14 protein-coding genes and 1 pseudogene are annotated in these 17091 nt (G+C 64.9%); 9 read left to right on the top strand and 6 right to left on the bottom strand.

All coding sequences use genetic code 11. The features are described from left to right. The first annotated feature begins 11 nt into the window (after positions 1-11). The 9 genes and pseudogenes from ACVIIV_RS30795 to ACVIIV_RS30755 all read left to right on the top strand — a co-directional run bounded on the left by ACVIIV_RS30795 (position 12) and on the right by ACVIIV_RS30755 (position 10823). Positions 12-1631, top strand: a complete 1620-nt coding sequence (locus tag ACVIIV_RS30795; protein ID WP_456747532.1) for an ABC transporter substrate-binding protein — start codon at positions 12-14, stop codon at positions 1629-1631. A gap of 31 nt (positions 1632-1662) precedes the next feature. Then, positions 1663-2695: pseudogene (locus ACVIIV_RS30790) on the top strand (ABC transporter permease). Next, entirely contained in the window at positions 2692-3540 is an 849-nt protein-coding gene (locus tag ACVIIV_RS30785) for an ABC transporter permease (protein WP_456747531.1), read from the top strand. Before ACVIIV_RS30790 ends, ACVIIV_RS30785 begins: the two are co-directional and overlap by 4 nt. Further along, positions 3537-5207: a nickel ABC transporter ATP-binding protein NikE gene (gene nikE, locus ACVIIV_RS30780; RefSeq protein WP_456747530.1), complete on the top strand. Its 1671-nt coding sequence runs from the start codon at positions 3537-3539 to the stop codon at positions 5205-5207. Before ACVIIV_RS30785 ends, nikE begins: the two co-directional genes overlap by 4 nt. Positions 5208-5347: 140 nt before the next feature. Continuing rightward, the gene (locus ACVIIV_RS30775; RefSeq protein ID WP_456747529.1) at positions 5348-6949 is read left to right on the top strand and encodes an ABC transporter substrate-binding protein; all 1602 of its coding nucleotides are present in this window, start codon (positions 5348-5350) and stop codon (positions 6947-6949) included. Between the two features lie 17 nt (positions 6950-6966). Further along, the gene (locus ACVIIV_RS30770; protein WP_225128937.1) at positions 6967-7908 is read left to right on the top strand and encodes an ABC transporter permease; all 942 of its coding nucleotides are present in this window, start codon (positions 6967-6969) and stop codon (positions 7906-7908) included. Next, positions 7905-8828: an ABC transporter permease gene (locus ACVIIV_RS30765; protein ID WP_456747528.1), complete on the top strand. Its 924-nt coding sequence runs from the start codon at positions 7905-7907 to the stop codon at positions 8826-8828. Before ACVIIV_RS30770 ends, ACVIIV_RS30765 begins: the two co-directional genes overlap by 4 nt. A 31-nt stretch (positions 8829-8859) precedes the next feature. After that, positions 8860-9849 (top strand): ABC transporter ATP-binding protein, encoded by a 990-nt coding sequence (locus ACVIIV_RS30760; RefSeq protein WP_456747527.1) that lies wholly within the window; start codon positions 8860-8862, stop codon positions 9847-9849. Further along, positions 9846-10823: an ABC transporter ATP-binding protein gene (locus ACVIIV_RS30755; RefSeq protein WP_456747526.1), complete on the top strand. Its 978-nt coding sequence runs from the start codon at positions 9846-9848 to the stop codon at positions 10821-10823. Before ACVIIV_RS30760 ends, ACVIIV_RS30755 begins: the two co-directional genes overlap by 4 nt. A 3-nt stretch (positions 10824-10826) precedes the next feature. Here the strand turns inward: ACVIIV_RS30755 and ACVIIV_RS30750 are convergent, their stop codons facing one another. The 6 genes from ACVIIV_RS30750 to ACVIIV_RS30725 form a co-directional block, all read right to left on the bottom strand. Beyond that, on the bottom strand, positions 10827-11114 hold the full coding sequence (locus ACVIIV_RS30750; protein ID WP_071915427.1) for a YciI family protein: 288 nt from the start codon (positions 11112-11114) through the stop codon (positions 10827-10829). A 77-nt stretch (positions 11115-11191) separates the two neighbouring features. Further along, positions 11192-12166 (bottom strand): sugar ABC transporter substrate-binding protein, encoded by a 975-nt coding sequence (locus tag ACVIIV_RS30745; protein ID WP_456747525.1) that lies wholly within the window; start codon positions 12164-12166, stop codon positions 11192-11194. Positions 12167-12208: 42 nt separating this feature from the next. Then, complete coding sequence (locus tag ACVIIV_RS30740; RefSeq protein ID WP_456747524.1) at positions 12209-13186, bottom strand: ABC transporter permease; 978 nt, start codon at positions 13184-13186, stop codon at positions 12209-12211. Beyond that, the gene (locus ACVIIV_RS30735; RefSeq protein WP_456747523.1) at positions 13183-14133 is read right to left on the bottom strand and encodes an ABC transporter permease; all 951 of its coding nucleotides are present in this window, start codon (positions 14131-14133) and stop codon (positions 13183-13185) included. Before ACVIIV_RS30735 ends, ACVIIV_RS30740 begins: the two co-directional genes overlap by 4 nt. Next, entirely contained in the window at positions 14126-15649 is a 1524-nt protein-coding gene (locus ACVIIV_RS30730; protein WP_456747522.1) for a sugar ABC transporter ATP-binding protein, read from the bottom strand. Before ACVIIV_RS30730 ends, ACVIIV_RS30735 begins: the two co-directional genes overlap by 8 nt. Continuing rightward, positions 15646-17040 (bottom strand): FAD-linked oxidase C-terminal domain-containing protein, encoded by a 1395-nt coding sequence (locus tag ACVIIV_RS30725; RefSeq protein ID WP_456747521.1) that lies wholly within the window; start codon positions 17038-17040, stop codon positions 15646-15648. Before ACVIIV_RS30725 ends, ACVIIV_RS30730 begins: the two co-directional genes overlap by 4 nt. Positions 17041-17091: the final 51 nt, after the last annotated feature.

Here is a 17091-nt window from a genome sequence, read left to right as displayed (position 1 = left end):
AGGGAAAACGAATGCGTTTTGTGTCTTTCAGGTCTGCGACCTCAGTCTTCGCCACCACTGCACTGTTGCTGATCGCCACCGCGCCATCGCAGGCGCAAACCAGGGCGGAGACGTTGCGCTACGTCACCGGCTCGGCCGTCAACACGCTCGATCCCAACATCCCCGGCTCGACCCGCGAGTCTTTCGCGCTGAGCATGAGCACCTATGACCGCCTGGTCGCCTTCGGCCGCAAGCAGCTCAACGGCAAATGGGTGTTCGATCTCGACACCATCACGGGTGAGCTCGCCGAATCCTATGACGTCAGTCCTGACGGGCTGAAGATCACTTTCCGCCTGCGCAAGGACGCAAAATTCCAGGACGGCTCGCCCATCACCGCCGAGGACGTGAAATGGTCGCTTGACCGCTGCGTCACCGCGCCGATCCTCGGCAAGGCACAGCTGCTGACGGGCTCCCTGACCTCGGCCGATCAGTTCAAGGTGATCGATCCCCTCACCATCGAGGTGACGCTGCCCAAGCCGGACAAGCTCGCACTGCCGAATCTGGCCACCGTCTATCCCATGATCATCAACTCGAAGCTCGCCAAGGCGCATGCGACGCCGGATGATCCCTGGGCCACCGCATGGCTCAAGGAGCATACGGCCGGCAGCGGCGCCTATGTGGTCGAGACCTTCAAGCCGGGCGAGCAGGTGATCCTCAAGCGGGACGAGAGCTGGAATCGCGGCTCGGCCAACAAGCCCGCGTTCTTCAAGCGCGTGATCGTCCAGTCGGTGCCGGAACCTGCGACCCGCGCCAATCTGGTCGAGCGCGGGGATGCCGATCTCGTCGTCGATCTGCAGGCCAGCGATGTGCAATCGCTGGAGGCCAAGGGCAAGCTCAAGGTGATCTCGACGCCGCAGTACAATGCGATCACCTACGTCTCGATGAACAATCAGATTCCGCCCTTCGACAACGTGAATGTGCGCCGTGCCATCGCTTATGCGCTGCCCTATGATGACATGTTCAAAGCAGCTCTGTTCGGCCGCGGCGCGCCACTGTTCGGCGTGACCTGGCCGGACGGCAAGCCGCTGAACGGCATCTATCCGTTCCAGCAGCCGGTGAAGATGGATCTCGACAAGGCCAGGGAATATCTGAAGGCTGCGGGACTTCCGGAAGGCTTCTCGACCACGTTCAGCTTCAATGTCGGCCAGTCCTCGACCGCGGAGCCAATGGCGGCGCTCGTCAAGGAGTCGCTTGCCAAGATCGGCATCAAGGTCGACATTCAGAAGCTGCCGGATGCACAGATGTCGACGCAGATCAACGAGAAGAAGCTGCCCTTCTTCACCGAGGGTATCGTCGCCTGGCTGCCGTCGACCGACTATTTCTACCGCAACTTCTACACCGGCAATCAGCGCTGGAATTACAGCTCGATCAACAATCCCGACCTTGCCGCGATCGCACAGGAGGCGCGCTTCGAGCCGGATAAGGCCAAGTATGAGGAAGCCGGCCGCAAGCTCAACGCGATGCATTTCGACCTGATGCCGCAGATCATGCTGTGGCAGCCGAACCAGGACGCGGTGATGGCGTCGTCGATCGAAGGCTACACCTATGAGTTCCATCGTCAGGTGGACTATCGCGATGTCAGCCGCAAGTGACATCCGCGGCCGGCAGGGACGCTGAATGGTGATGACCGGTCTTGGTGCAACGATGGTGCGGGCGGGCAGGCGGCTTTTGTCGTCGCTGCCGGCACTGTTCGGTGTGCTTGTCTTCACCTTTCTGTTGATGCGCGTCCTGCCCGGCGACCCCGCGGTGTTCTTCGCCTCGGGGCCCAATGCCGGAAAGGAAGAGATCGAGCAGATCCGCAAGCAAATGGGGCTCAACAAGTCGGTGCCGGAGCAGCTCGTGCTCTATCTCTCCGACATCGGCCACGGCAATCTCGGCCGCTCCATGATGACGGGACAGCCGGTGCTCAAGGATCTGCGCGAGAGATTGCCGGCCTCGCTGGAGCTCACCTTCACTGCGCTCCTGATCGCGCTGATCGCGGCGGTCCCGCTCGGCGTGGTTGCTGCCTTGCGGCCTGGGTCGATCATCGATCACGGCGTGCGGCTATTCTGCGCGCTCGGTGTCTGCGTGCCGACCTTCGTCTCGGGCCTGCTCTTGATCTACGTCTTTTACTATCTGCTCGGGCTTGCGCCTGATCCCACCGGGCGGATCGACGTCTTCACCTCGCTGCCGCCGCAGCGCACCGGCTTTCTCTCGATCGATTTCCTGCTCGCCGGCGATGTCGAGGGCTGGTGGGCGGCCTGCAAGCAGTTGATCTTGCCGGCGGTGAGCATGGCCCTTTTCGTCATTGCGCCGCTGGCGCGGATCACGCGGGCCTCGATGCTGGTGTCGCTCGGCAGTGATTTCGTGCGCACCGCGCGCTCGGTCGGATTGTCCTGGCACAAGGTGGTCGTGACCTATGCGCTGCGCAATGCGATCCTGCCCGTCATCACCATCGCCGGCATCGTGTTCTCGACCATGCTCGGCGCCAACGTCCTGGTGGAGAAGGTGTTCTCCTGGCCGGGCGTGGCCTCCTACGCGCTCGATGCGCTGCTGTCCTCCGACTATGCGCCTGTGGCAGGGCTTCGTGCTGCTGATGGCCAGCCTGTTCGTGCTGGTCAATCTCGTGGTCGATATCTGCTATGGCATCGCCGATCCCAGGGTGTCGATCGAATGACCAGCGCAACTCTCCGCCATTCGGTCTGGATCCTGCGCGGCAATCCGCTCACGGCGGTGGCCGCGGCCGGGGTGACGCTCTTCGTCCTGCTCGCGATCGTCGGGCCGTGGATCGTGCCTTACGATCCCGTGGCCTCGAACGTCTCGGAGGCCCTGCTGCCGCCGAGTGCGACGCACATTGCCGGCACCGACCAGCTCGGGCGCGACGTGTTCAGCCGTCTCATCATTGCCGCGCGGCTCGACCTTGCCATCGCGGTCTCGGCCGTCGGCATCTCCTTCGTGATCGGGGCCGTTGTCGGCGCGTTCTGCGGCTATGCTGGCGGACGGCTTGATCGCGCCGTCGGCCGTTTCGTCGACGTGATGATGGCCTTTCCGCTGTTCGTGCTGGCGATGGCGATGGTCGCGGCATTGGGCAACCGGATCGAGAACATCGTGATCGCAACCGCGATCATCAATCTTCCCTTTTACATCCGCTTCGCACGGGCCGAGGTGAACGTCAGGCGCAATGTCGGCTGGGTCGAGGCGGCGCGCGCCTGCGGCGAGAGCCATTTCTCCGTGGTGCTGCGCTTCCTGCTGCCGAACATCTTGCCGGCGATGGCGGTACAGATCTCGCTCAATCTCGGCTGGGCCATCCTGAACGCGGCCGGATTGTCCTTCATCGGCCTCGGCGTCAAACCGCCGACGCCGGAATGGGGCATCATGGTCGCGGAGGGCGCGCGCTTCATCTCGACCGGGCGGTGGTGGCTGGTGGCCTTTCCAGGCCTTGCGCTGATGTTGGCGGTGCTGTGCTTCAATCTCCTCGGCGACGGGATGCGGGACATTCTCGATCCCCGGATGCGCACATGAGCGAGGGACTGCTAGGGATCGACGACCTCCATGTCGCGTTCTCGACGCGGCGCGGCATGGTCGAGGCCGTGCGCGGCGTGACGCTCACGGTCAAGGCCGGCGAGATGCTCGGCCTTGTCGGCGAGAGCGGCTCAGGCAAGTCGGTCACCGGCTTTGCGACGACACGGCTGCTCGATGCAGCCGGCCGCGTCACCGGCGGCAAGATCCTGTTCCGCGGGCAAGACGTGACGAAGCTCCGGGGCGATGATCTTCGACAGTTGCAGGGCGCCGCGATGTCGATGATCTTCCAGAACCCGCGGGCGGCGCTCAATCCGATCCGCGCGATCGGGCTGCAGATCGCGGACGCGATCCTCACCCATAAGCGGATCTCGAAAGACGCCGCGCGCGCCGAGGCGCTGGAGTTGTTGCGCGCGGTTCAGATCCGCGATCCCGAGGCCCGGATGAACGCCTATCCGCACGAGCTCTCCGGCGGCATGTGCCAGCGCGTCATGATCGCGATCGCGATCTCCTGCAATCCCGCGCTGCTGATCGCCGACGAGCCGACCACCGGGCTCGACGTCACCACGCAGAAAGTGGTGATGGATCTCCTGGCAGACATCGCCGCCGCGCGCGGCATGGCGACGATCCTGATCACGCATGACCTCGGCCTCGCAGCGCGCTATTGCCGCCGCATCGCCGTGATGGAGCGCGGCCGCATCGTCGAGGAGGCGAGCCCCAGCACTCTGTTCGGCGCGCCGCAGCACGCCTATACGAGGCGCCTGGTGGCGGCATCGCCGACGGCGACGTCCCGGATCGAAGATCTCGTGACCGAGGAGGAGCGGGAGCGTTACTCTGCTGTTGTCAGCAAGCCGAGGCAGGAGCCCGCACACGGGACACCGCCGCTGCTGGAGGTGCGGAAGCTCGCGAAGCGTTTCGACCAGGGCTCTGCGGCAGTCGCCGACTTTTCGATGACAATTGCTGGCGGCGAGAGCGTCGGCCTGGTCGGCGAGTCCGGATCCGGCAAGAGCACGACCTCGCGGATGATCTGCCGGCTGATCGACCCGAGCGAAGGCGACATCGTGTTCGACGGGCATTCGATCGGCCACGTCGCGGCGCGCGATTTTCACCGCTCGCCATTGCGCAAACACATCCAGATGGTCTTTCAGGATCCGAACGAGAGCCTGAATCCGCGCTTTACGGCATTCGATTGTATTGCCCACCCCTTGATACGGCTCGACGGCATGCACGGGGGTGAGGCGCTGCGCAAGCGGGTCGAAGAGTGCGCGGAGCGCGTGGGACTGCCGCTCGATCTGTTGCCGCGGTTTCCGCATCAGCTCTCCGGAGGGCAGAAGGCCCGGGTCGGCATCGCGCGCGCCATCGCCTGCCGGCCGCGTCTGTTGGTGCTGGATGAGCCGACCGCCGCGCTCGACGTCTCGGTTCAGGCGGTGGTTCTGCAGTTGCTCGACCGCCTCAGGCGCGAGAACGACATCGCGCTGCTGTTCGTCAGCCACGATCTCAACGTGGTGCGCATGCTGTGCGATCGCACCATCGTGCTGCGCAATGGCGGCATCGTGGAGCAGGGCGAGAGCCGGGCGCTGTTCGATAATCCGAAGACTGACTACACGCGCAAATTGGTCGAGGCGATCCCGCACATCGAGACCGGGCCGACGCTGGCGACCGCTATCTGAGTGCCTATCGGCCGGAATGGCGATGAGATCCCGCTGGCGAAGGCGCATTTAGTGGCATACCATTTGCTTGCAAATGGGTTCGGTTTCACTTGCCCTTTGCCAATGAACAGCTGGCATCACGGCATTACTGGGAGGACTTCATGGATCGCAGGACCGTATTGAAGGGACTGGCTGGCGCGAGCGGTCTGGCATTGACCGGCCTCTCGGCCCCGGCGATCGCACAAGGCGCGTCCGCGCGGACCCTGCGTTTCGTGCCGCAGGCCAATCTTGCCAATTTCGATCCGATCTGGGGCACGCAATATGTCGTGCGCAATGCCGCCGCGATGGTCTGGGACACGCTTTACGGCATTGATTCCTCGCTGCAGCCGCAGCGGCAGATGGTCGAGTCCGAGGAAGTGACCGACGACGGCACGACCTGGACGTTCAAACTGCGGCCGGGACTCAAGTTCCATGACGGCGAGCCGGTGCTGAGCAAGGACGTCGTTGCAAGCCTGACGCGCTGGTCGGCTCGCGATCCGATGGGGCTGATGATCAAGGCGCTGCAGCAGGAGCTCACGGCCGTCGACGATCGCACCTTCAAATGGGTCCTCAAGCAGCCCTTCCCGAAGATGCTCTACGCGCTGGCCAAGAACAACTCGCCGTGCGGCTTCATCATGCCGGAGCGCATCGCGCAGACCGATCCGTTCAAGCAGATCACCGACTATGTCGGCTCCGGGCCGATGAAGTTCGCGAAGGGCGAGTGGGTGCCCGGCGCAAAAGCCGTGTTCGAGAAGTTCGCCGACTATGTGCCGCGGCAGGAGAAGGCATCCTGGCTCGCGGGCGGCAAGCAGATGCAGCTTGATCGCATCGAATGGATCGTGATGCCGGATCCGGCCACGGCAGCCGCTGCCTTGCAGAACGGCGAGGTCGATTGGTGGGAAAACCCGATTGCGGACCTCGTGCCGGTCCTGAAGAAGAACAAAAACATCAGCGTCGATATCGGCGATCCCCTCGGCAATATCGGCTCGTTCCGCATGAATCATCTGTTCGCGCCGTTCAACGACGTGCGGGCGCGGCGCGCGGTGCTGATGGCGCTTAGCCAGGAAGACTATATGCGCGCGATCGTCGGCGACGACACCGCGTTGTGGAAGCCGTTGCCCGGCTTCTTCACGCCGGACACGCCGCTCTACAGCGAAGTCGGCGGCGAGATCCTGAAGGGCAAGCGCGATTTCGATGCGGCCAAGAAGCTGCTCGCCGAGAGCGGCTATTCCGGCCAGCCGGTGACGTGCCTCGTGGCTCAGGACCAGCCGATTACCAAGGCGCAGGGCGACGTCACTGCGGACCTCTTGAAGAAGCTCGGCATGAACGTCGACTTCGTCGCCACCGACTGGGGCACGGTGGGCTCCCGCCGCGCGCAGAAGACGCCGCCGGGGCAGGGCGGCTGGAACATGTTCCACACCTGGCACGCGGGCGCGGACTGCATCAATCCGGCTCCCTACACCGCCGTTCGCGCCAATGGCGACAAGGCCTGGTTCGGCTGGCCGAACAGCCCCGGCACCGAGAAGGAGGTCACGTCCTGGTTCGAGGCCAAGAACGTCGACGAGGAGAAGGCCGCCATCGGTCGCCTCAACAAGGCGGCGCTCGATGACGTCGTCTACGCGCCGACCGGCTTCTTCCTGAGCTACACCGCGTGGCGCAAGAACGTCTCCGGCATCACCAAGGGGCCGCTACCGTTCTTCTGGGGCGTGTCGAAGTCTGCATGATCGTACGCTGAGGCCAGATGCTCTCCTACATCCTCCGTCGCATCGTCGCGACCTTGCCAGTCATGGCGATCGTCGCGCTGTTCGTGTTCAGCCTGCTCTATATCGCGCCGGGTGACCCGGCCGTGGTGATCGCGGGCGACCAGGCGAGCCCGGAGGATGTGGAGCGCATCCGGCAGAGTCTCGGCCTCGACCGTCCGTTCCTGGTCCAGTTCGGAGGCTGGGTCTGGCGCATCCTGCACGGCGACCTCGGCACCTCGATCTTCACCAACCTGCCGGTCTCGGCGATGATCGGGCAACGTCTTGGACCGACGCTGTCGCTGATGATCGTCACCCTGCTGCTCACGATCGTGGTGGCGGTGCCGCTCGGCGTCGTGGCGGCATGGAAGGCCGGCAGCCTGATCGACCGCGTCATCATGGGCTTTGCCGTGTTCGGATTCTCGCTGCCCGTCTTCGTGGTCGGCTACATGCTCGCCTACATCTTCGCACTCGAGCTGGAATGGCTGCCGGTGCAGGGCTATACGCCGCTCAGCTCCGGCTTCTGGCCGTGGCTGGAAAACCTGATCCTGCCGGCGATCGCGCTCGGCTGCGTCTATATCGCGCTGGTTGCGCGCATCACCCGTGCAGCCATGCTCGAAGTGCTGCAGCAGGACTATATCCGCACCGCCAAGGCCAAGGGCCTCGGGCAGGGCGGCATCCTGTTCATTCACGCGCTGAAGAACGCGGCGGTGCCGATCGTGACCGTCATCGGGATCGGCATCGCGCTCCTGATCGGCGGCGCTGTCGTGACCGAGAGCGTGTTCGCGATCCCCGGCCTCGGGCGCCTGACGATCGATGCGATCCTGCGCCGAGACTATCCGGTGATCCAGGGCATCGTGCTGCTGTTCAGCTTCGTCTACGTCCTCGTCAATCTGATGATCGACGTCGTCTATACGCTCGTTGACCCGAGGATCCGCTATTGACCGATACGACCCTCAACCAGCAATCGTTTCCCACCGGCCTCGTCCTCGCGCGGCAATTGCCGGAGATCCTCCGGCCGGTCAAGATCCGGCGCGGCCTCATCGGTCTCCTGCGCGGCCATCCCACCGTTGCGATCGGCGGCGCGCTGTTGCTGACGCTGGTTCTGATCGCGATCTTCGCGCCTTATGTGGGAACAGTCGACCCGACCGCGCTGGCGCCTGCGAAGCGCACCCGCGCGCCGTCGGCCGATTTCTGGTTCGGCACAGACGTGCTCGGCCGCGACATCTATTCACGCGTGCTGTTCGGCGCGCGGGTCTCGCTGACGGTCGGCCTGTCGGTCGCGATCTTCGCGTCGGCCGTTGGCCTCGCCATCGGCATGGTCTCCGGCTTCATCCGCTGGGCCGACGGCATCCTGATGCGGTTCATGGATGGCTTGATGTCCATTCCGCCGATCCTGCTCGCGATCGCGCTGATGGCGCTGACGCGCGGCAGCGTCGGCAACGTCATCCTGGCCATCACCATCGCCGAAATCCCGCGCGTTTCGCGCCTCGTTCGCAGCGTCGTGCTGTCGCTGCGCGAGCAGCCCTATGTGGACGCGGCGGTCGCCTGCGGCACGCGCACGCCCATGATCATCCTGCGTCACATTCTGCCCAACACGGTTGCGCCGATGCTGGTGCAGGCGACCTATATCTGCGCCAGCGCCATGATCACCGAGGCGATCCTGTCCTTCATCGGCGCCGGCACGCCGCCCACCATTCCGTCCTGGGGCAACATCATGGCCGAGGGCCGCGCGCTGTGGCAGGTGAAGCCCTACATCGTGTTCTTCCCGGCGGCGTTCCTGTCCGTCACAGTTCTCGCCGTGAATTTGCTCGGCGACGGTCTTCGCGATGCGCTCGATCCGCGCATGGCCAAGAGTCTGTGATGTTGCCTCTGATGGATCGAGGCTGATCGCGATGGCGCTGCTCGAAGTCGAGAACCTCCAGACCCATTTCCGCACCCCTGGCGGCATCAACCGTGCGGTCGACGGAGTATCCTTCCATGTCAACGAGGGCGAGACGCTCGCCATCGTCGGCGAGTCCGGCTGCGGCAAGTCGGTGACGTCGATGTCCTTGATGCGGCTGATCCCGGAGCCGCCGGGCAGGATCGCAGGCAGCATCCGTTTTGCCGGCAGGGATCTGCTCAAGCTGTCCGATCGCGAGATGCGCGCGATCCGCGGCAACGACATCTCGATGATCTTTCAGGAACCGATGACGAGCCTGAACCCGGTCCTCACCGTCGGCCGCCAGATCCGCGAGACCTTGATGATCCATCAGGGCCTCGACAAGCAGGCCGCCGAGACGCACGCGATCGAGATGCTGACGCTGGTCGGCATTCCCGAACCGAAGCGCCGCGTGCGCGAATACCCGCACCAGCTGTCGGGCGGCATGCGCCAGCGCGTCATGATCGCCATCGCGCTCGCCTGCAATCCGAAGCTCCTGATTGCGGACGAGCCGACCACCGCGCTCGACGTGACGATCCAGGCACAGATCCTCAAGCTGATGCTGGACCTCAAGCGCCGGGTGGGCGCCGCCATCATCCTGATCACCCACGATCTCGGCGTCGTCGCCGAGATCGCCGAACGCGTCATGGTGATGTATGCCGGCCGCAAGGTCGAGGAGGCGCCGGTCGCGGAGCTGTTCCGCTCGCCGCGGCATCCCTATACGCAAGGCCTGCTCGGCGCCGTGCCGAAGCTAGGCTCCTCGCTCGCCGGGTCTGCAACGCGGCTCGCCGAGATCCCGGGCCAGGTGCCTGACTTGCGCAAGCCCATTATCGGCTGTGTCTTTGCCGGCCGCTGTACGCTTGCGACCGATCTCTGCCGGCAATATGCGCCGGGGCTTGAGGAGAAGGGCCCGCGCCACGTCGCCGCCTGTCATTACGCCGCCAAGGGAGCCGTCGCGGCATGAGCCCTCCGCTGCTCCAGGTCAACGACCTCAAGAAGCATTTTCCGGTGAAGACCGGCCTGTTCGGCCGCAAGTCCGAATTCGTCTATGCGGTGGACGGCGTCTCCTTCGAGATCGCGCGCGGCGAGACGCTGTCGCTGGTCGGCGAATCCGGCTGCGGCAAGTCGACGGTCGGCCGCGCCATCCTGCGGCTGTTCGAGATTACCTCGGGCCAGGTCATTCTCGATGGCCAGCGCATCGACGACGCACATCCGAGCACGATGCGCCAGATGCGCCGCCGCGTGCAGGTGGTGTTCCAGGATCCGTTCTCGAGCCTCAATCCGCGCATGCGCGTACGCGATATTCTCGCCGAGCCGATCCGCAATTTCGGTCTCGCCAAATCCGCCGAAGACCTCGAGGTCCGCGTCACCGCGCTCATGGACACCGTGCGGCTGCCGCGCGAGGCGCTGAACCGCAGGCCGCACGAATTCTCCGGCGGCCAGCGCCAGCGCATTGGCATCGCGCGTGCGCTTGCGGCCGAGCCCGAGCTGATCGTGTGCGACGAGGCGGTCTCAGCGCTCGACGTCTCGGTCAAGGCGCAGATCGTCAATCTGTTGCAGGATCTCCAGCGCGAGTTCGGCCTGGCGCTCTTGTTCATCAGCCACGACCTCGCGATCGTCGAGCACATGACTCATCGCGTCGCGGTGATGTATCTCGGCAAGATCGTGGAGGTCGCCCCGCGCCGCGAGATCTTTGCCGCGCCAAGGCACCCCTATACCAAGGCGCTGCTTTCGGCGGTGCCGCTGCCCGAGCCCGGTGCCCAACGCAATCCCATCATCCTTAGGGGCGACGTGCCGAGCCCGATCAATCCGCCGCGCGGCTGCCGCTTCCACACCCGTTGCCCCTTCGTTTTCGACCGCTGCCGGACCGAGGAGCCGACGTTGCGCTCCACCGGAGCCGAGCAGTGGGTGGCCTGTCATCTCGAAGAGCCGCCGTAGGACTCAACCCTGCCGGCGCAGGAAGCCCGTGATCGTGACCTTTTCCCAGATGCCGGCTGCGGCAAAGGGATCAGCGCGGTTGAAAGCTTCGACCTCGGCGCGGCCGGGTGCCTCGATCAGGAACAGGCTGCCGATCATGGTCGCGCCGTCGTCGGAGACAAGCGGCCCCGACATCACGATCTTGACGCCGAAGCGCGAGGTATCGCTCAGAAAGGCCTTGTGGGCGTCGTAATTGGCAAGCCGCGTCGGCAGCGCGCCGGTGCGGTCCAGAGCGTGAATGGCGAACAGCATCGTTGTCTCCGTTTCTTGCTTCGGTTCTTGGGACGGCCGCTAGCTGCGGCCGTCCGGACTTGGCGCGATCGGCTGAACTACTTCGCGCTGAGCTTGCCGGCGTCCTCGAAGGTCGGGCAGGTCCGCTGCTCCAGCGGCACGTCGAACGGCCCGTAATTGTCCTTGGTGATGACGGTCGGCTTCAGCACGATCTCGCTGATGACTGGCTGGTTGCGCAAGGAGCGGATCGCCATCATGGTGCCGAGGCAGCCTTGTGCGAATCCATTGTAGTCGCCGCTTGCGAGCAGCTTGCCGGATTTGATCGCGTCGATCGCCTCCTTGGTGCCGTTGATGCCGATCACCTGCGCCTTTCGGTTGGCGCCGTCGAGCGCTTCGATCGCACCGACTGCCATGGCGTCGTTGGCGGCGAGCACGCCGTCGATCTGCGAATTCGACTGCATCAGGTTTTCCATCACCTGGAGCGCCTGGAGCCGCTGGTAATTGCCGGGCTGCGAGGCCAGCAGCTTGGCCCCCGGAACCTCCTTCAGCGCATCATTGAAGCCGCGCACGCGGTCGACATTGGTCAGCGAGCCCTTGACGCCCTCAATGATGACGATGTTGCCCTTGCCGCCGAGCGTCTTGAGCAGGAAGCGCGCGGTCTCGAGGCCAAGGCTGTAATCGTCGGCGCCGACGAAGGACAGGAACTTGCCGCCCGCGGAGCGGTCGGTGATGTTCACGACGGGGATCTTGGCTTCGTTGATCTTCTCGACGCCCGGCACCATCGCCTTGTAATCGACAGGCGTGAAGACGATTGCGCTGGGCTTCTTCACCACGACGTCCTCGATCTGGCTGAGCTGCTCGGGGATCGAGTCCGGCTTGGTCGGGATGTATTGCAGCGTCTTCGCGTTCAGCGTCTTCGCCATGTTGTCGGCGCCGACCCGCACCGTCTGGAAGAACGGGTTGGTCTGGTTCTTGGTGAAGACGGCGATGGTCTCGCCATCGGCGCGCGCCCCAGTGGTGAACCCGGCCGCCATCAGCAGCGGCAGCGCCATATAGCCCAGTTTACGTTTCATGTTGCCTCCATCCCTCATTTTGCTTGTTGGAACTCTAGGAACTCATTGCGCGCGGCGGCGGGTCTTCATGTCGAGCCAGACCGCGAGAATGACGATGACGCCAGTGACGAGCGGCTGCCAGTTGGCGCTGACCGAAAGCAAATTCATGCCGTTCAGCACCAAGGTCAGGATCAGTGCGCCGATGAAGGTGCCGAACACGGTGCCGACACCGCCGAACAGCGAGGTGCCGCCGATCAGCACGGCCGCAATCGCCGGGAGTGTCAGGCTCTCGCCGATGTCGGCCTCGGCCGAATTGAGCCGCGACAGGAAGATGATCGAGGCGAGTCCCGCCATGGTGCCCGATACCGCGTAGACCAGCAGCAGGCGCCGCGCGACCGGAATGCCGGAGAGGCGGGCCGCAACGGGATTGGCGCCGATCGCATAGATCTCCTGGCCCCAGATCGTCCGCTGCGCGAACAGCGTTCCGATGCCGAGAAACACCAGCAGCAGATAGACCGGGATGGGCAGGCCGAACAGATAGCCGCTGCCGATCTGGCGGAAGCCGGCGGGGAAGCCGTGCAGGGTCTCGCCCGCCATGTACCAATAAGTGAGGCCGTTCAGCACCCAGAGCATGCCGTAGGTGGCGATGAAGGAGGGGATGCGGAGCGCGGTGACCATGATGCCGTTGAGAAATCCGACAATGCCGCCGCAGGCAAGCCCGGTGAGGATGCCGAGCGCCGGCGAGCCGGTCTTGTGGATCACGGTGCCGGCGATGCAGGCGGACAGGGCGACATTGGCGCCGACGGAGAGGTCGAGACCGGCAGTCAGCACCACCAGCGTCAGGCCGGAGGCGATGAAGAAGGTCAGGCTCGCCTGCCGGAGCACGTTGAGGATGTTGCCGAGGCTCAGGAAGGAGTCGCTGAGCACGGCGAGCACGGCGCAGATCAAGAGCGCCGCGAGCAGGCGGTAGAACAGCTGGACCGCGTCCTGCGAGAGGAAGGAGCGGGGCGGCGCGACGGTGCCCTTGGTGATGTCGGTCATGCGCGGCTCCTGAGGCCGTCGAGGAACAGGGCGACGATGACGAGCACGCCGACGCTTGCGACCTGCACCGAGGACGGCAGCGAGATCAGGTTCAGACCGTTGCGCAACACGCCGACGGAGAGGACCCCGAGCAGCGTGCCGAGCAGCCAGCCATTGCCGCGCTCGAACGAAGTGCCGCCGACCGCGACAGCCGCGATGGCATCGAATTCGAGGCCAAGGCCGGCGGTGGGATGGCCGGAGTTCATCCGTGCGGTCATCAACAGGCCCGCAATGCCGGCCATGGCGCCGCCGATCGCGTAGACCGCGATCAGCAGCTTATTCGGAGAGAGACCGGCGTAGCGCAGCGCCTCGCGGTTGCCGCCGAGTGCGAAGATGTAGGTGCCGAAGCGGGTGTGATAGAGCAGGCCGTGAAACACCGCATAGGTCACCAGCGCCATCACGATCGGCACGGGGACGCCGAGAAGCGTTGCCGAGTAGATGTCGCGCACGCTGTGAGGAATGCCGACCACGCTCTGGCCGTCGCTCACGATCAGTGACAGGCCCTGCGCCATGCCGAGCGTGCCCAGCGTCGCGACGAAGGGCGGGATGCCCAGGATCGCGACCAGCCAGCCATTGGCGACGCCGAAGGTGGTGCCGACCAGAAGGCCGACTCCCAAGCCAAGCAACATCGATTTCGTGGCGAGTGACACGATCGCGACGCAGAGCGAGGTCAGCGTCAGCACCGCGCCCATCGACAGATCCAGCCCCTCCGTCATGATGATCAGCGTCATCGGCAGCGCGAGCATGGTCAGGATGGTCGACTGCACCAGCACGTTGGAGAGGTTGGCGACCGACAGGAAGCCGGGCGCGATCACGCTGAACAGCGCGATCAGCAGCACCAGCACCATGGCAACGCCGGGGATGCGTTGCAGCGGATTGGGCTCCGAGACGATCGCGGCTTCACGCATGATGCATCCCCAGTCGCACGATGTTCTCCTCCGTCAATTCGCTGCGTGTCAGATGTCCGGCGATGCGCCCCTCGCGCATCACATAGGCGCGGTCGCAGACGTGGCAGATCTCGACCTGCTCGGACGAGATCATCAGCGCAGCCGCACCTTCCGCGACGAGGCGGTCGATCAGCGCAAAGATCTCCGACTTGGCGCCGATATCGATGCCTCGCGTCGGCTCGTCGAAGATGAAGAGTTTCGAGCCGGCAGCCAGCCATTTGCCGATCACGACCTTCTGCTGGTTTCCCCCCGAGAGCAGGCCGACGGTCTGTCGCGCACTCGGTGTCGCGATCCTCAACTGGCGGATCAGGCTGTCGGCGGTGCGCTGCGCACTGCGCTGGTCGAACAGGCCGCTCGGAAACAGCTTTCGCAGCGCCGACACCACCAGATTGTCGCTCACCGAGCGCAGCAGCGCGAGACCCTCGCTCTTGCGGCTCTCCGGGATCAGCGCGATGCCGCGGCGGGCGGCAAGGTCGGGTTCACCGGAGATGGTCTTGCCGTCGAAGATGATCTCGCCCGATGTCACGGGATCGGCGCCGAAGATGGCGCGTGCGACCTCGCTGCGGCCGGAGCCGACCAGCCCGCACAGCCCCACGATCTCGCCTCGCCGCACCTCGATGTTGATGTCCGAGATGCCGGTCGGTGCGGTCAGGCCCTTGACCTCCAGCAACACCTCGCCGGGCTTGTCGGCAAAATGACGCGGATAGGTCATGTCGACGTTGCGGCCGACCATCATGCGCACGAGCTGGTCCGGCGTGACGTCGGCGGGCCGGACACCGTCGATGCGGCGACCGTCGCGCAGCACTGTGATGCGGTCACCGAGCGCGAACACCTCGGCCATGCGGTGCGAGATGTAGACGATCGACACGCCGTCGGCCTTCAGTCGCCCGATCAAAGCGAACAAGAGTTCGGTCTCGCGGTCGGACAGCGCCGCTGTCGGCTCGTCCATCACGAGGATGCGGGCGTTCTGGCTGATCGCCTTTGCGATCTCGACCATCTGCTGCTGTGCCACCCCGAGCTTGTCGACGGTGGTGGAGGGATCGATGTCGAAGCCGATGGTGTCGAGCACGCGCTTGGCGTCGGCCAAAATCCTGCGGCGGTCGATGGTGCCGGGAATGCGGCCCTTCGGCTCCCGGCCGAGGAAGATGTTCTGGGCGATATCGAGATAGGGGACCAGCGAGAATTCCTGGAAGATGACGGCAATGCCGAGCTTCTGCGCATCTGCGGTCGAGGAGATCGCGACCTTCTCGCCCTTGTGATAGAACTCGCCGGCGTCGGCGCGGTAGGCACCGCACAGCACCTTCATCAGGCTCGACTTGCCGGCGCCGTTCTCGCCGAGCAGCATGTGGACTTCGCCGGGGTAGACGGCAAAGGACACGTCGTCCAGCGCCTTGACGCCGGGAAACTCCTTGCTGATGCCGCGCAGCTCGAGCAGCGGGACAGGCGAGGTGACCTCGATCGGGAGCGCGTCGCTCATACCTTGGCTCCGCTCGCAAAGATCTTTCCGGGATTCATCAGACCATTCGGATCGAGCGCGGTCTTGATCTGCCGCATCACATCGACGGCCTCGCCGAGCTCATCGGAGAGATAATCGATCTTGCCGAGCCCGATGCCGTGCTCGCCGGTGCAGGTGCCGTCCATGGCGATGGCGCGGGCGACCATGCGGGCCTGCAGCGCCTTGGCGCCTTCGATCTCCTCGGGCTTTGTCGGATCGATCAGGATCAGCATGTGGAAATTGCCGTCGCCGACATGGCCGACGATCGGCGCGGTAAAGCCATGCTTGTCCGCATCGCGCCGCGTTTCGGTGAGGCATTCCGCCAGGCGCGAGATCGGCACGCAAACGTCGGTGATCATTGCGCGCGCGCCGGGTCGCAGGCCGAGGCCGGCATAGAGCGTGTTGTCGCGGGCGTGCCAGAGCCGGCTGCGGTCTTCCTGCGCCTTGGCCCAGGCAAAGCCGTGGCCACCATGGTCGGCGGCGATGGCCTGCGCCGCCTCGGCCTGCTCGGTGACGGAGACTTCCGAGCCGTGGAATTCGAAGAACAGGGTAGGTGCCTCGCGATAGCCGAGCTTGGCGTAGGCATTGATGCCGCGCATCATGACGTCGTCGAGCAGCTCGATGCGGGCCACGGGGATCGCGGACTGGATCACGGAGATCGCAGTGTCCACCGCATCGTGCAGGGTGTCGAAGCTGCAGACCGCGGCCGAAATCGCCTGCGGCACGGGGTGCACCTTCAGCGTGATCTCGGTGATGGCGCCGAGCGTGCCCTCCGCGCCGACGAACATGCGTGTCAGGTCGTAGCCGGCCGCCGATTTCCGCGCACGCCGGGCGGTGCGGATCACGCGGCCGTCGGCCAGCACCACCTCTAGCGCCATGACATTGTCCTTCATGGTGCCGTAGCGCACCGCCATCGTGCCGGAGGCGCGCGTCGATGTCATGCCGCCGATCGAGGCGTCGGCGCCGGGATCGATCGGGAAGAACAGGCCGGTGTTGCGAAGTTCTGCGTTCAATTGTTTGCGCGTGATGCCCGGTTGCACCACGACATCCATGTCGCTGTCGTGCACCGCCAGCACCTTGTTCATGCGCGCGAAGTCGAAGCAGACGCCGCCGGCGACCGAGGCGGCATTGCCTTCGAGCGAGGTTCCGGCGCCGAACGGGACGATCGGCATGCCCGCGCTTGCGCATAGCTTGACGATCTCGACCACTTCTTGGGTCGTCTCGGGGAAGACGACGATATCGGGCGGCAGGCTCTGATAGTGCGACTCGCTCTGCCCATGCTGATCGAGCACGCCGCGCGCCACGCTCGCGCGCGTACCGATCATGGCGGTGAGGCGCTCGGCCAATATGCCCGTGCTGACCCGCGGTCCCATCCTCAGCTCCCGTCTGCTCCCCGTTGCCGGACTCTTGTTGGTCCGTCGCCC

The sequence above is a fragment of the Bradyrhizobium sp. USDA 4354 genome (assembly GCF_054060315.1).
This window is presented reverse-complemented; position numbering and strand designations above follow the sequence as displayed.